The organism is Pseudoclavibacter helvolus (assembly GCF_014191305.1).
In the GTDB taxonomy this organism is placed as follows: Bacteria; Actinomycetota; Actinomycetes; order Actinomycetales; family Microbacteriaceae; genus Pseudoclavibacter; species Pseudoclavibacter helvolus.
Map to the genome: position 1 here is coordinate 176,104 of NZ_JACHWJ010000001.1, position 14,272 is coordinate 190,375.

The 14,272-nt window shown below is 67.1% G+C and carries 17 protein-coding genes; 15 read left to right on the plus strand and 2 right to left on the minus strand.

Features of this window, described 5'->3' with window-relative positions; all coding sequences use genetic code 11:
* Positions 1-58 precede the first annotated feature (58 nt).
* Positions 59-712: a transcriptional repressor LexA gene (lexA, locus tag FHX72_RS00750; RefSeq protein ID WP_068481149.1), complete on the minus strand. Its 654-nt coding sequence runs from the start codon at positions 710-712 to the stop codon at positions 59-61.
* A gap of 225 nt (positions 713-937) precedes the next feature.
* On the opposite strand from lexA, the gene FHX72_RS00755 reads away from it, so the two are divergent.
* The 12 genes from FHX72_RS00755 to FHX72_RS00810 all read left to right on the plus strand — a co-directional run bounded on the left by FHX72_RS00755 (position 938) and on the right by FHX72_RS00810 (position 12,210).
* On the plus strand, positions 938-1,255 hold the full coding sequence (locus FHX72_RS00755; RefSeq protein WP_068481146.1) for a LysM peptidoglycan-binding domain-containing protein: 318 nt from the start codon (positions 938-940) through the stop codon (positions 1,253-1,255).
* A gap of 47 nt (positions 1,256-1,302) precedes the next feature.
* Positions 1,303-2,391, plus strand: coding sequence for a histidinol-phosphate transaminase (locus tag FHX72_RS00760; protein ID WP_183622446.1), 1,089 nt, complete (start codon positions 1,303-1,305; stop codon positions 2,389-2,391).
* A 9-nt stretch (positions 2,392-2,400) separates the two neighbouring features.
* A complete protein-coding gene (gene hisB, locus FHX72_RS00765; RefSeq protein ID WP_183622447.1) occupies positions 2,401-3,009 on the plus strand; it encodes an imidazoleglycerol-phosphate dehydratase HisB in 609 nt (202 codons plus the stop codon).
* Between the two features lie 5 nt (positions 3,010-3,014).
* On the plus strand, positions 3,015-3,659 hold the full coding sequence (gene hisH / locus FHX72_RS00770; protein WP_068481399.1) for an imidazole glycerol phosphate synthase subunit HisH: 645 nt from the start codon (positions 3,015-3,017) through the stop codon (positions 3,657-3,659).
* Between the two features lie 121 nt (positions 3,660-3,780).
* Positions 3,781-4,524 (plus strand): bifunctional 1-(5-phosphoribosyl)-5-((5-phosphoribosylamino)methylideneamino)imidazole-4-carboxamide isomerase/phosphoribosylanthranilate isomerase PriA, encoded by a 744-nt coding sequence (gene priA / locus FHX72_RS00775; RefSeq protein WP_068481137.1) that lies wholly within the window; start codon positions 3,781-3,783, stop codon positions 4,522-4,524.
* 18 nt (positions 4,525-4,542) lie between these two features.
* The gene (locus FHX72_RS00780; RefSeq protein ID WP_183622449.1) at positions 4,543-5,400 is read left to right on the plus strand and encodes an SseB family protein; all 858 of its coding nucleotides are present in this window, start codon (positions 4,543-4,545) and stop codon (positions 5,398-5,400) included.
* A 99-nt stretch (positions 5,401-5,499) separates the two neighbouring features.
* On the plus strand, positions 5,500-6,621 hold the full coding sequence (locus tag FHX72_RS00785; protein WP_082775393.1) for a polyprenyl synthetase family protein: 1,122 nt from the start codon (positions 5,500-5,502) through the stop codon (positions 6,619-6,621).
* Positions 6,618-7,487 carry a phytoene/squalene synthase family protein gene (locus tag FHX72_RS00790; protein ID WP_068481128.1) on the plus strand — a complete coding sequence of 290 codons (870 nt, stop codon included), beginning with the start codon at positions 6,618-6,620 and terminating at the stop codon, positions 7,485-7,487. The genes FHX72_RS00785 and FHX72_RS00790 overlap by 4 nt, the downstream gene beginning before the upstream one ends.
* The gene (gene crtI, locus FHX72_RS00795; RefSeq protein ID WP_068481125.1) at positions 7,484-9,052 is read left to right on the plus strand and encodes a phytoene desaturase family protein; all 1,569 of its coding nucleotides are present in this window, start codon (positions 7,484-7,486) and stop codon (positions 9,050-9,052) included. Before FHX72_RS00790 ends, crtI begins: the two co-directional genes overlap by 4 nt.
* Entirely contained in the window at positions 9,049-9,741 is a 693-nt protein-coding gene (locus FHX72_RS00800; protein WP_183622451.1) for a monooxygenase, read from the plus strand. Before crtI ends, FHX72_RS00800 begins: the two co-directional genes overlap by 4 nt.
* 82 nt (positions 9,742-9,823) lie before the next feature.
* Positions 9,824-10,663 (plus strand): carotenoid biosynthesis protein, encoded by an 840-nt coding sequence (locus FHX72_RS00805; RefSeq protein WP_082775392.1) that lies wholly within the window; start codon positions 9,824-9,826, stop codon positions 10,661-10,663.
* Positions 10,660-12,210 (plus strand): phytoene desaturase family protein, encoded by a 1,551-nt coding sequence (locus FHX72_RS00810; protein ID WP_068481119.1) that lies wholly within the window; start codon positions 10,660-10,662, stop codon positions 12,208-12,210. The genes FHX72_RS00805 and FHX72_RS00810 overlap by 4 nt, the downstream gene beginning before the upstream one ends.
* 76 nt (positions 12,211-12,286) lie before the next feature.
* On the opposite strand, the gene FHX72_RS00815 is transcribed toward FHX72_RS00810, so the two are convergent.
* Complete coding sequence (locus FHX72_RS00815) at positions 12,287-12,661, minus strand: DUF1844 domain-containing protein (protein ID WP_068481116.1); 375 nt, start codon at positions 12,659-12,661, stop codon at positions 12,287-12,289.
* 291 nt (positions 12,662-12,952) lie between these two features.
* Between FHX72_RS00815 and infC the strand changes: the two genes are divergently transcribed.
* From infC to rplT, 3 genes are read left to right on the plus strand one after another with little or no spacing between them, the layout of a single operon-like run.
* Positions 12,953-13,624 (plus strand): translation initiation factor IF-3, encoded by a 672-nt coding sequence (gene infC / locus FHX72_RS00820; RefSeq protein ID WP_082775391.1) that lies wholly within the window; start codon positions 12,953-12,955, stop codon positions 13,622-13,624.
* Positions 13,624-13,818 (plus strand): 50S ribosomal protein L35, encoded by a 195-nt coding sequence (gene rpmI, locus FHX72_RS00825; protein ID WP_068481113.1) that lies wholly within the window; start codon positions 13,624-13,626, stop codon positions 13,816-13,818. The genes infC and rpmI overlap by 1 nt, the downstream gene beginning before the upstream one ends.
* Positions 13,819-13,857: 39 nt before the next feature.
* A complete protein-coding gene (gene rplT / locus FHX72_RS00830; protein ID WP_068481110.1) occupies positions 13,858-14,244 on the plus strand; it encodes a 50S ribosomal protein L20 in 387 nt (128 codons plus the stop codon).
* The last annotated feature ends 28 nt before the right edge of the window (positions 14,245-14,272 follow it).

Consider the following 14,272-nt stretch of genomic DNA (forward strand, 5'->3'; position numbering starts at 1 on the left):
GCGAGCCCGATGGGCTCGCCGCTCCTGTGCGTCTGTCGTCTCCGCGCCCGGGAGCGGCTCAGATCGAACGAAGCACTGCGACGACCTTGCCGAGGATCTCGGCCTCGTCGCCGAGGATCGGCTCGAAGTCGCTGTTGCGGGGGAGCAGCCAGATGTGGCCGTCACGCTTCCGGAACGTCTTTACCGTCGCCTCGCCGTCGAGCATGGCGGCCACGATGTCGCCGTTCTCCGCGTTGCGCTGCGAACGCACGACAACCCAGTCGCCGTCACAGATGGCCGCGTCGATCATCGATTCGCCGACAACACGAAGCAGGAAGAGCTCGCCCTTACCGACGATCTGACGGGGGAGCGCGAAGACGTCTTCGACCTGCTGCTCGGCAGTGATCGGTATGCCGGCTGCGATCCGTCCGACAACCGGCACGAAGGCCGCTTCCGCAGTCTCGTTCGTGTCACCGTCATCGGTGTGGTCGAAGTGCACGAGCACCTCGAGCGCACGGGGCATGCCTGGGTTTCGCTTGATGTAGCCGAACTTCTCGAGCTGCCCGAGCTGGTGGGTGACGCTCGAGAGCGAGACGAGGCCGACCGCGTCGCCGATCTCACGCATGCTCGGCGGGTAGCCGCGGGTGCGCACCGACTCCATGATGCAGGTCAGGATGCGCTCCTGCTTCTCCGTCAGTTTTCTGTAGATGTCACTCGCTGGCTTCTTGGCCATGTCGTCTCCGTCCGCTCTCCGACACGGAATGTCGGTGGCAGGTGATGCACTGCCTGATAGCGCCAACCCTACCGAGGGTGCACGCAGCTACGAAACATTTCTTCGAGTGTTGTTGATGAAAGTTCGGCAGATTCGAACAGGAACCCTTGACTTGACACTTTGTTCGTAGCTATATTCAGTACATACATTCGACCACTCGAAGATGTGGACGAATCAGGAGGAATCATGAACAACACTGCTGCTGCACCGCTTCGCCTCACCATCCGAGGCCGCCGCGTCCTGCTCGCCGTCGCCGCGCTTCCCGTAGCTGCCGCGATTGCGCTCGGCGCTACGCACATGACTTCCGCCGCTGCCTCGAGCGAGTCGGCTGACGTCGAGTTCGAGTACGTCACCGTCGGTGCTGGCGACACCCTGTGGGGCATCGCCGAAGAGGTAGCCGGCGATGCTGATGTCCGAGATGTCATTGTTGAGATCTCTCAGCTCAACGCTCTCGAGAACGGTACGGTCCAGGCCGGCCAGCGTCTCGCGCTTCCGCTCGACTGATGTCGCGAGGCCGAGTCGGGGGCCGCGCCGCGTCGTAGGCTTGCGGGGTGACCTCGTTCGAAGACCTGCCAATCCGCGACGATCTGCGCGGACTCACCCCGTACGGAGCTCCTCAGCAGCCCGTTCGCGTTGCCATCAACGTCAACGAGAACCCGCACCACGTTCCCGAGGTCGTCGCGAGACGCATCATCGAGGCCATCGCGCGAGAACTGCCAGGGCTCAATCGGTACCCGGACCGCGAGTTCACGGCACTCCGTGAGCAGTTGAGCATCTACCTGGGTCATGGCATCTCGCCGGATCAGGTGTGGGCGGCCAATGGCTCGAACGAGATCATGCAGCAGTTGCTGCAGGTCTTCGGCGGCCCAGGAAGAAGCGTGCTCAGCTTCACGCCGAGCTACTCCATGTATCCGTTGCTCACGCGAGGTGTCGGCTCGACCTGGGTGCCGGTCCCGCGCGCGCACGACTTCACGCTCACCGACGAGCTTGTCACCGAGGCGATCCATCGCGAGCGGCCAGACGTCACCATCATCTGTAGCCCCAACAACCCGACCGGAACCGCGACAGACTTGAGCGTCATCGCCGCCGCCTACGACGCGACGGACGGCATCCTCATCGTCGACGAGGCGTACGCCGAGTTCCTGCCCGATGGCGAAGAGACCGCGCTTTCGCTGCTGCCCGGCCGCGAGCGGCTTGTCGTGTCGCGGACCATGAGCAAGGCCTTCGCGTTCGCCGGAGCCCGCGTCGGTTACTTCGCGGCCGACGCCGCGGTCGTCGATGCGGTTCGCCTCGTTCGACTCCCGTACCACCTCTCCGCGATCACGCAGGCCGCGGCAACAGCCGCCCTCGAGTGTGCCGAGATCATGCTCGAGCAGGTGGACGCGATCCGCGAGCAGCGTGATCGCCTCCTCACCGAGCTCCCACCGCTCGGCTACACGCCGTGGGAGTCCGGAGCGAACTTCGTTCTGTTCGGCGGGGTGGCCGATCCCGGTCGCACGTTCACTGAGCTCCTCGAGCGGGACATCCTGGTCCGTGACGTCGGCATCCCGAACACGCTCCGCGTGACGGCAGGAACTCGCGCCGAGACGACGGCGTTCCTGGCCGCTCTCGCCGAAATTACGAATGCAGGAAAGGCCTAGGCTGGAGCGATGACCACGACGCCACGCACTGCGACCGTCTCGCGAGCAACCAGCGAGTCCTCGATCGAGCTCAGCCTGGACCTGGACGGCACGGGAATCGCTGACATCCAGACGTCCGTGCCGTTCTACGACCACATGCTGACCGCGTTCGCGAAGCACTCGCTCACGGACCTCACCGTCCGCGCCACGGGCGACACGGAGATCGACGTGCACCACACGGTCGAGGACACGGCGATCGTGCTCGGCCAGGCGATCCGCCAGGCCCTCGGCGACAAGTCGGGTATCGCCAGGTACGGAGACGCCCGGGTGCCGCTTGACGAGTCGCTGGCGGAAGCGGTCGTCGACATCTCCGGTCGCCCGTTCCTTGTGCACACGGGGGAGCCTGAGGCCTTCGTTTACCACCTCATCGGGGGCCACTTCACGGGTGCTATGGTCCGGCACGTGTTCGAGGCCATTACCTTCCATGCCGGTCTGACCGTGCACGTGGAGGTCATCCGCGGCCGCGACCCCCACCACATCGCGGAGGCGGAGTTCAAGGCGTTCGCGCGAGCCTTCCGCGCCGCGAAGCGTCGCGACCCGGAGGTCGTCGGCATTCCCTCGACGAAGGGTGCGCTGTGACCGGGATCGCTCGCCCGCGCGTTGTCGTCGCCGACTACGGCTCGGGGAACGTGCACTCGGCGGTCAAGGCGCTCGAGGCGGCCGGTGCCGATGTTGAGCTCACCGCTGACCGCGCCGCTGCCTACGAGGCCGACGGCTATGTCGTGCCCGGCGTCGGCAGCTTCGCGCACGTCATGGAGTCCATCAACCGCCAACGCATCGGTGAGATCGTCGGCCGGCGCTTGGCCGGCGGGCGGCCGGTGCTGGGCATCTGCGTCGGCATGCAGATCTTCTTCGACGGTGGCATCGAGGGCGGAGAACGAGCCGAGGGCCTCGGCGAATGGCCGGGAGAGGTGACAGAGCTCCGCGCCGACGTGCTTCCGCACATGGGCTGGAATCTTGTCGATCCGCCCGCCGATTCGAGGCTGTTCGCGGGCATCGCCGACGAGCGCTTCTACTTCGTGCACTCGTACGCCGCGCACGAGCTGCCGCTCGAACCGCACCCGAAGGCCCGACCAGTGCTGGTCACCCACGCCGAGCACGGCGAACGCTTCATCGCAGCCGTCGAGAATGGACCGCTGTCTGCGACGCAGTTCCACCCCGAGAAGTCCGGCGAGGCTGGCGTTCGCCTGCTCCGGAACTGGATCGAGACGCTGCCGATGCGGGTCTAGCTCGACCGCTTCGGCGTGCGGTGTGACCGCCTGCCGATACGCTATTGCCCGGACTGCCAGGGCATCCCCTTCCGGCGTCGACGCCCAGGCGCCTCAGAACGAGAACAAGGAACCAACGCTCGTGAGCGAATTCAACACGTCACCGGAGCTCGTGCTCTTCCCCGCAATCGACCTCGCCGGAGGCAAGGCGGTTCGCCTCGTCCAGGGTGAGGCTGACTCCGCAACGAACTACGGCGACCCCGTGGATGCGGCAGAGGACTGGATCGAACAGGGCGCGGAGTGGATCCACCTGGTCGACCTCGACGCCGCCTTCGGGCGCGGCGAGAACCGCAGTGTCATCAAGCGCGTCATCCGGGCGGCCAAGCACGTCAACGTGGAACTGTCCGGCGGCATCCGCGACGACGAGTCCCTTGAGCGCGCGGTCGAGGCCGGCGCGAGCCGCATCAACCTCGGCACGGCGGCGCTCGAGAACCCCGAGTGGGCGGCCAATGTCATCGCCCGCTACGGCGAGCTGATTGCGGTGGGCCTCGACGTGCGCGGCACGACGCTGGCCGCCCGCGGCTGGACCCGTGACGCTGGCGACCTCTGGACGGTCCTCGAGCGCCTCGAAGAAGCTGGCTGCGCGCGCTACGTCGTGACGGACGTGACGAAGGACGGCACCCTCCAGGGCCCGAACCTGCAGCTCCTGAGCGACATCCTCGACCGAACCGATCGCCCCGTCGTCGCCTCCGGTGGCATCTCGAGCCTCGACGACCTCGTCGCGCTCCGTGGCCTTGTCCCGCAGGGGCTCGAGGGCGCGATTATCGGCAAGGCACTCTATTCGGGGGCGTTCACCCTCGTCGAAGCGCTCGACGTCTCATCCTGAACCGGGAAGCGTTGTCCCATGCCGTCACTGCCTGAGCACTTCCACCCGAGCGAGTCCGACTCCGCCGGTCAGAGCTGGTCGGGAAGAACGTTCAGCGATAACCCGTTCCGAGACGATGACGGCACGGCGCCCGCCGAGTTCATCGAGGCCTTGCGCCTCTTCCGTTCGCGTCAGGCGGGCCCGGAAGCGGTTGTCGACTCGTTGCGTGAAGCCAGAGTGCTCATCCCGCTCGTGGCGAAGCTCGGCGAGGCCGACGTCAACGCGCAGGGTGTGACGGTTGACAAGAGTGCCGATCTCTCGATCGTCACCGTTGCTGGCCCGGATGGTCGGACGGTGCTCCCCGTGTTCACCTCGGCGGAGGCGATGAAGAGCTGGAACCCCGCGGCCCGCCCGGTCCCGGCGCTCATGCAGCGCGCGGCGATCTCGGCGGCGGCGGAGGGCAGCGACTTGATCGTCGTCGACGCGACAAGCGAGACGGAGTTCGTCGTCCGTCGGCCAGCGGTGTGGGCCATCGCCCAGGAGCAGGCGTGGTCTGCGCCTTGGACGAACTCCGTGGTCACGGCCGAGCTCTCGCGGGTCATGTCCGAGCTGACTCCTGTGCTCGGTGTCGACTTGGTGCCAGGCGATCCGGAAGCCCGGTTGACCGGACCGGAGCTGCGGGTAGTGCTGCACGTCGCAGCCGGTGTCGGCCGCGATGAACTCGCGGAGCTGTCTCGCCGGGCCAGTGTGCTGCTGCAGGGGAGCGAGGCGTTCCGCACCGAGGTCGACTCGCTCGGGATATCGTTCGCGCGTGCGAGCACAGCACGACCGGACGACGCTCCTGCGGAGAGGACGCGAGAGTCTAAGCGCTCCTGGAGGCGTCGCAGTGGGGATTGACCCCGACCAGGGTCTCGAGGAAGGCATGCCTGTAAGCTCGCGCGAAAGTATTTAGATACTCTTATTGCTAGTCGACCGAGCTAAAGGGAGTGGTGCCGAGTGATTCGTGAGCCTTTGGCGAGCCCCCGTGGCCAGGGTTCGGACTTCGACCTCGCAGCCGAGCAGCTGCTCGAGGTGAGAAGGCGAATCGAGCAGTTCCTTGACGGCCGGATCCAGGCGGCCAGCGCGATCGATGAGGGACTCGCGACACTCTGGCGCATCACGGCGCGCAGTACCGAGGGTGGCAAGCTCTTCAGGCCAGCGCTGGTGATCCAGAGTTACCTGTCCTACACGGGCGCCGACGAGGTGCCCGAGGCGGTTCTCGAGCTGGCTACGGCGACCGAGCTGCTGCATCTGGCGTTCTTGACGCACGACGACGTGATCGACAACGACACGATGCGCCGCGGCGTGCGGAACCTGCTCGGCAGCGTCGAGGAGATCGTCGGCGGCTCAGAGTTCGACGTCGAGCGAGGCAGCCGCCTCGGACAGGCCGCTGCGATTCTTGTTGGCGATCTACTGCTTTCGGAAGCGCACCTGAGGGTGGCCCGCATCGACCTCCCGCACGCCATCCGCCTGCGCGTGCTCGACGCTATCGAGCGTGCCCTCGCAGTCTCGGTCGCTGGCGAGTTCAGCGACGTGAGCCTCTCGCTTCGTTCCGACCACCCGGCGTTGGCTGAGGTCCTGTCGATGAGTTCGAACAAGACCGCCGCCTACACCGTGCTGCTTCCGCTCCAGCTCGGCTTGATCGCGGCGGGTGGTGCAGGCCTCGTCGATGCGCGACTCATCGCGCAGTTCTCCGATGCGGCCGGGCTGGCTTTCCAGTTGCAGGATGATCTCTTCGGCGTGTTCGGTGACCAGCACAAGCTCGGGAAGGCGCCGTACTCGGATATCCGAGAGGGAAAGTTCACGGCGCTCGTCGCTCTTGCCTGCGGGACTCCCGTGTGGGGTGAGCTTCAGCTACTGCTCGGTGACCCGCTCCTCAGTGAGGTTGACGGTGCAAAGGCACGCGACCTCATCGACGCCTCCGGTTCGCGGGCGGCCGTCGAGCAGGAGCTCGAGGCCCAGTTCGCGAGGGCGAGGGCGGCGGCGAGCGCTGTTGGTGCCTCTGGCCGTGAGGGAGACAGGAGTCTCGCCGAGATGATGACGCGGCTGCTCATGCTCCTGGAGAGGCGAACCTCGTGACCTCCGCGCTTGACCTGTACACCCGGACGGCAGAGAAGTCGGCCGCCGAGGTGATCTTCGCGTACTCGAGCTCGTTCGGCGCCGCGTCGAGACTGCTCGGGCGTCGCACGGTGAAGCCGGTGCGCAGCATCTATGCGCTTGTTCGGGTGGCCGACGAGATCGTAGACGGCGTTGCCGCAGTTGCCGGGCTCTCACTTGAGCAGCAGCACGCTGCCCTTGATGGGCTCGAAGCTCAGACGCTCGAAGCCATCGATGCGGGGTTCAGCACGAACCTGGTCGTGCATGCCTTCGCGGCGACTGCGCGCCGCTGTGGGTTCGGTGCCGAGCTGGTTGTGCCGTTCTTCGCCTCGATGCGCATGGACCTGGAGCCGCGCTCGCTTGATGTCGAGGAGCAGCGGCGCTACGTCTACGGGTCCGCTGAGGTTGTCGGCCTCATGTGCGTGCGTGTGTTCCTCACGGGTGTTTCACGCACCGCAGAAGAGCGGGAGCGCATCGACGCGGCAGCGTGCGCGCTTGGTGCAGCGTTCCAGAACGTCAACTTCCTCCGCGATGTGGGCGATGACGCGGACAGACTCGGCCGGGATTACCTGCCAGTCGAGGGGCTCGAGCCCGGGCCGCTCGACGAGCGCCGCAAGCGCATCTGGCTTGATCGCATCCGTGCAGATCTCGCGACCGCGGATGCGGGCATTCCGCTGCTTCCCCGCGACTGTCGGCGAGGCGTTGCGCTCGCGAGCGCCCTCTTCTCGGCGCTTGCCGATCGCATCGCGGCGACCCCCGCAGAGCAGCTGCGCTCGACGCGCGTGAGAGTTCCCAGCGCCGAGAAGGCGCGCATTGCAGCACGAGTCCTTCTGGAGAGACGATCATGAGCACTCGCGCGGTAGTTGTCGGAGCCGGAATGGCGGGTCTCGCCACATCCATCCTCCTGGCTCGGGACGGCTTCGCCGTCACCGTGCTGGAGAAGAACAGCAGGGTCGGCGGCCGCGCCGGCCTGCTCGAGGTGGACGGGTTCCGCTTTGATACCGGCCCGAGCTGGTATCTCATGCCGAGCGTCTTCGACCACTTCTTCGAGCTCGCGGGCACCAGCACGGCCGAGCAGCTCGACCTTCGGATGCTTGACCCCGGCTACCGGGTCTTCCCTGAGCCGTCCGGTGCCGGGCCGGCGAGCGACCCGATCTCGATCCCGTACGGACAGGACGCCGTCCGCAGGCTGGTTGCCGATCTCGAACCCGACGCGCTTCCGGCGTTCGACAACTACCTCGAGACCGCGAGGCGCGCGATGGACATGGCGGAAGACGCCTTCCTCTACAACACGTTCAGGAACCCCGTTTCGCTGGTCGGCGAGCGGGTGCGCCGTGAACTGCCCGACCTCCTCACCTGGCTCACGACCCCGCTCGAGAAGTTCGTCGAGGAGTCCTTTACGCATCCCCTGCTCCGGCAGATCCTCGCCTACCAGGCGGTCTTCCTCGGCACGGACCCTCGCCGCGCGCCGGCCATCTACCACCTCATGAGCCGCATGGACCTCGTCGAGGGGGTGCAGTACCCCATGGGCGGCTTCACCGCGGTGGTGGATGCCCTACACGGCCTCGCGGTCGAGGCAGGGGTCGAGTTCGTGCTCGATGCCGAGGTGACCGGCATCGCCGTGTCGCACGGGTGGAGCAGGGGCGTGCACTGGCGGGATGCCGCGGGCGAGCCGCACTTCGAAGACGTTGAGGTCGTCGTCTCGGCGGCCGACTTGCACCACACGGAGACGCAGTTGCTGCCGGCGCGCTACCGCAGCTATCCGGAGCGCGTGTGGAAGAAGACCGATTCCGGACCGGGTGCCGTGCTGGTCATGCTGGGGGTCACGGGGGAGCTGCCGGCTCTGCCGCACCATTCGCTGTTGCTCACGAAGGAGTGGGGCGAGAACTTCGACGCCATCTTCGGCGAGGGCGTGGCGCTGCCAGACCCGGTGTCCATCTATGTCTGCAAGCCCAGCGCAACCGATCCTGAGGTTGCGCCGGAGGGGCACGAGAACCTGTTCCTGCTCATCCCCGTGAAGGGCGACGCCAGCATCGGCGGGGGAGGCGCTGACGGCGCGGGGGATGCAGAGGTTGAGCGCATCGCCGACCTCGCGATCGCGCAGCTCGCCGAGTGGACGGTTGCTCCAGACCTCGCCGACCGGATCGTCGTGCGGAGCACGCTCGGGCCCGCTGACTTCGTGCGCGACTACAACTCGTGGCGCGGCGGCATTCTCGGCCCGTCCCACGAGCTCGCGCAGTCCGCCATGCTCCGCGCTGGCAACGCCTCGCCGAAGGTGAAGGGGCTGTATTACGCTGGCGCCACCGTTAACCCAGGTGTCGGCGTGCCGATGTGTCTCATCAGCGCCGAGCTCGTGCTCAAGCACGTACGTGGCGATCGCAGCCCCGGTCCGCTTGGGGTCGAGCGACGGTGACCGTCGCGACCGTCCACCTCTGGGGCACCGGCAGTGCGAGCGCCGGCCTCGGGTTGACGGCGAAGACGACCGTGCAGCTCCTCGGGCGTCATCGTCCGGAGGGCCTTCGTTTCGCGCGGATCCTGGGCACCGCGAAATCGACGAGCTTCTCTTCCCGCGACGCCGACCTCGGCCACTGGGCGCTTGTCTCCTCCTGGGAGTCCCGCGGAGCGGCTGACGCGTTCGACCGCGGGCCGCTTGTGGCCGCGTGGGATGCTCACTCGCGCGAGCGTGTCAGGGTGCGGATGCGCCCTATCCGCTCCGTGGGGCTGTGGGGCGGACGTGACCCGTTCAGCCCGGCGGATGCCGAGGCCGTGGAGGGCCAGCGCATTGCCGTCATCACCCGAGCCCGCATCCGCCCGTCCGCACTGTGGCGATTCTCCGGGACGGTGCCGCCCATCGCCGCCGAGCTCATGACGGCGCGCTCACGCGGCCTCGGGCTGGCCTTCGGGATGGGTGAGCTTCCCGCGGGGCTGCTCGGGACCTTCAGCCTCTGGGAGTCGGCCCCCGCGCTCCGGGACTTCATGGGCGGTGCGCAGGCGCACAGGGCCGCGATGCGCGACAGCCGGGCGGGCGGCTGGTTCGCGGAGGAGCTCTTCGCCCGCTTCGCCGTGGACGCAGTCGAGGGCTGGACAGACGCTGCGGCGTGAGATCACCCGAGCCGACGCCGCGAAGAGCCAGCACGACCGAAGACGTAGATCCAGAGCCACGACCGAGAGGAACGGACTCAAGATGACCGCCATCACACGACGACTCATGTGGGTGACCCTTGCCGCAGGCATGTTCGTGCAGAGCCTGTTCGCCTTCACGGGCGGGGGCACCGTCCCGCTGACGATCGCCAGTGTCGCGCTCCTCGCCGCGACCGGGGTGCTGCACGCGTGGGCGACGCGTGGCCCGAAGTTCGCGTCCGTGCTCCTCGCGGCGGCCGCCATTGGCTTCTTCGCCGAAGTTGTCGGCGTCGCGACCAGCTTCCCGTTCGGCCAGTACATCTACACGCCGTCGCTCGGTTTCTCCCTGTTCGAGGTGCCGCTCATCGTGCCCCTCGCCTGGGTCACGATCGCGTACCCGGCGGTCATCATCGCCAGGCGACTCGTCGGTACGACTCCGGGGATGCTCCGGCGCGTCGCACGTGTCGCCGTCGCGGCCTGGGCGCTCACCGCCTGGGATGTGTTCCTCGACCCGCAGATGGTCGACTCGGGGCACTGGGGTTGGAAGCACCCGGATCCGGGCATCCCAGGCGTCGACGGCATCCCGCTGACGAACTTCCTCGGCTGGTACCTCGTCTCGCTCATCATCTGCGGACTCATCGACGCCGTGGCGGCGCGCTCGCGGGAGGTTGACGGCGCCCCTGGCGATGCCGTCCCCTTCACGGTCTACCTGTGGACCTACGCGACCTGCGTCGTCGGCAACCTGACCTTCTTCGAGCGGCCGAGCGTGGCCCTCGTCGGTGGCTTCATCATGGGGGCCGTCGCGGTTCCGCTTGTTGTGGTGTTGCTCCGCGACTGGCGGGCGCGCCGGGCGTCTGGTCCCCTCGTGGGGGCGGACGCGCGCAGCGAGGAATCTTCGCGATGAGCCGCGTTGTCGTGATCGGCGCGGGAGTCGGTGGGCTCGCCGCGGCGGCACGCCTCGCGTCCCTCGGGCACGACGTCACGGTGCTTGAGCAGGCCGACACGATTGGCGGCAAGCTCGCAACACTCGAGCACGATGGCTTCCTCTTCGACACGGGGCCGTCACTCGTGACGATGCCGTACGTCTTCACTGAGCTCTTTGCCGAGACGGGGGCGCCGCTCGAGACCGTGCTAGAGCTCCGACGACTCGACGTCGCCTGCAGGTACCGCTTCGCCGACGGGACAGAGCTCGACATGCCGGGTCGAATCGAGGAGATCCCTGCTGCGTTGGATGCGGCGCTCGGTTCCGGCGCGGGCGCGCAGTGGTCGCGCTTCCTCGAACGCTCGGAGCGCGTGTGGGACATCGCCCGTGGTCCCTTCCTGGAGTCGCCCATCGATGCAGCCGGCATCGCGACGCTCGCGGCGAACCCGCTCTCGCTTGCCCGGGTGGCCCCGTGGCTGAGCCTGCGCGGATTCGGTCGACAGGACCTCGCCGATGACCGGCTGCGCGCCCTGCTCGACCGCTACGCCACCTACACCGGCTCTGATCCGAGGCGTGCCCCCTCAGCGCTCGCGACGGTGCCATACGCGGAGCAGGCCTACGGGTCCTGGTACGTGCAAGGTGGCCTGTGGCGTCTTGGTGCCGCTATCGCGGACCGTGCGACCGAACTCGGCGCGCGCATCCGCACCGGGGTGAGCGTGACGCGCATCCTGCAGGACGGAACCAGGGTCGCGGGTGTCGAGACGGCGGACGGCGAGCGCATCGCGGCGGACATCGTCGTCGCGAACGCGGACGCGCAGACCGTCTACGGGGAACTGCTGCGAAGCGAGGGCGCCAGGCGTGCGGCCAGGGATCACGCGAAGCTCGACCCGTCGCTCTCCGGCTTCGTCCTGCTGCTGGCGCTCGACGGCCTCGATGGGGCCACGGTCGACCACGGCGAGCAGGCCCACCACCGGGTGCTCTTCGCAGAGGACTACGACGCCGAGTTCGACGCGGTCTTCGGCGTCGGAACCCAGTCGGGGTCGGGGCCGAAGCCCGTCGAGCGGCCGACGATCTACATCTCAGCGCCGAATGACCCGGAGACGGTTCCGGGGCCGGGCAGCGCCGCGTGGTTCGTGCTTGTCAACGCGCCGCGTCACGATCCTGAGCACGGCGTCGACTGGGATGCACCAGGGCTTGCTGAGCGCTACGCGGCATCGCTCCTCGAGCTGATGGCCGAGCGGGGCGTCGACGTGCGCGAGCACGTGAGATGGATGCGCATCCGAACCCCCGCAGACATTGAACGCGATACCCGCTCCCCGGGAGGGTCGATCTACGGCACGGCATCGAACGGTGCGAGGGCAGCGTTCCTCCGGCCCGCGAACCGGCAGCCGCTCGAGGGGCTGTATCTGGTCGGGGGATCCGCGCACCCAGGGGGAGGGCTTCCGCTTGTGACGCTTTCTGCCGCCATCGTTGCGCAGTTGGTCGGGCCGGCTGAGCCGGTCCACGCCGGGGTCGGCACCAGAGCCTGAAGCCCGCCCGCCCGCCCGCTCGCTCGAGTGAGAGAGGCGGGCGAGTGAGGCGGGCGAGCGGGGGCGTCGCGGGCGCTTAGCCGTAGACGGGGCCGGTGAGGTCTTCGCCTGGCCCCTTGCCGATCGCGTCTGGGTGGTCGGACGCCTCGCGGAAGGCGAGCTGCAGCGAACGCAGGCCGTCGCGCAGCGGACGCGCGTGGTGGTCACCCAGATAGGGGAGGCTCGCGGTGAGGAGGCCGGCGAGCGCTGAGATGAGTTTGCGGGCCTCGTCGAGGTCGAGCTCGTCTTCGCCGCTGTCCTCGTCAAGGCCACACGCGACCGCAGCGGCGCTCATGAGGTGGATGGCGGTGGTTGTGATGAGCTCGACAGCCGGAACTTCGCCGATGTCGCGACGCAGATCACCGTAGTCCGGCTCGGCTGCTGAGGTGTTTTCGAGTGAGGCGTCGGTCACGCTGGTCCTTTGTGCGGAGTTCTGGTAATGTGGCGAGCGGTTTCTGCTGTGCAGAGGCCACGAAAGAGGATTCGTCCCACCCGCGCAAACCGCTCTAAGTAGGTTACCGGGTTGCTCCACTCCCTTCCTTGTGCGGCCTCGCGGCGGCACGGGAAGAGGTCACAGGGTTTGCAAGAAGTGCACGAGTTGCACAACAGGCATGACCTGTGACGTTGGGTGGAAACACGCTGCGAGCGCAGCGCTGTTGGTGTGACGCCTCCTTTCCACATTCAGTGAAGTCAGGAGCCTTCCATCAGCGAACCACGTACCAATGACCGCATCCGTGCCAGTGAAGTCCGCCTTGTCGGCCCGGGCGGTGAGCAGGTCGGAGTAGTCAAGCTCGAGATGGCTCTGCGCCTCGCGCAGGAGTCTGAGCTCGACCTCGTCGAGGTCGCCCCCAACTCGAAGCCCCCCGTCGCCAAGATCATGGATTACGGGAAGTTCAAGTACGAGGCCGCCCAGAAGGCTAAGGAAGCACGTCGCAACCAGGCGAACACGGTCCTCAAGGAGGTCCGCTTCCGTCTGAAGATCGACGCCCACGACTATGAGACCAAGCGCAAGCGCGCCATCGGCTTCCTCGAAGACGGTGACAAGGTGAAGGCCATGATCCAGTTCCGCGGTCGCGAGCAGTCGCGTCCGGAAATGGGAGTGCGCCTCCTTCAGCGTTTTGCTGAGGAAGTCTCGGAGTACGGCACTGTCGAGTCAAACCCCATGATCGATGGCCGCAACATGGTCATGATCATCGGCCCGTTCCGAAACAAGTCCGACGTCAAGGCTGACGCTTCCGCAAAGCGGAACGCAGCACGCGAGGCGTCGCGGGCGGCCAAGCACGGGCAGCCGTCAACTGGCGAAGCTGCGAATGAACCTGCAGATGAAGCTGCAACAGAGTCTGTACCAGAGTCTGCAACCACAGAGGAGAACTAATGCCGAAGCAGAAGACCCACTCGGGCGCCAAGAAGCGCTTCAAGGTCACCGGAAGCGGCAAGATCATGAAGCAGCAGGCTGGCCTCCGCCACAACCTCGAGGTCAAGTCGCCCGGCCGTAAGGCTCGACTGAACCAGGACCAGCTGCTTTCCCCGGCAGACGCCAAGGTCGCCAAGAAGCTGCTCGGCCACTAAGCCGCCCGCACCCACACTTACTGAGGAGAATCAACACACATGGCACGTGTAAAGCGGGCAGTAAACGCCCATAAGAAGCGTCGCGTCATCCTTGAGCGCGCATCCGGCTACCGTGGACAGCGCTCGCGCCTGTACCGCAAGGCCAAGGAGCAGGTCATCCACTCGATGGTCTACTCCTACCGTGACCGTCGCGCCAAGAAGGGCGAGTTCCGTCGCCTCTGGATCCAGCGCATCAACGCCGGATCCCGCGCAAACGGCCTCACGTACAACCGCTTCATCCAGGGCCTCGGCCTTGCTGGCATCGAGGTCGACCGCCGCATCCTCGCCGAGCTCGCCGTGAACGAGCCCGCGACGTTCGCTGGTCTCGTCGAGGCAGCCAAGCAGGCGCTCCCGGCCGACACGTCGGCCCCGCGCGCAGCGGCGTAGTCAACATCACGGCAATACTGGCCGTATG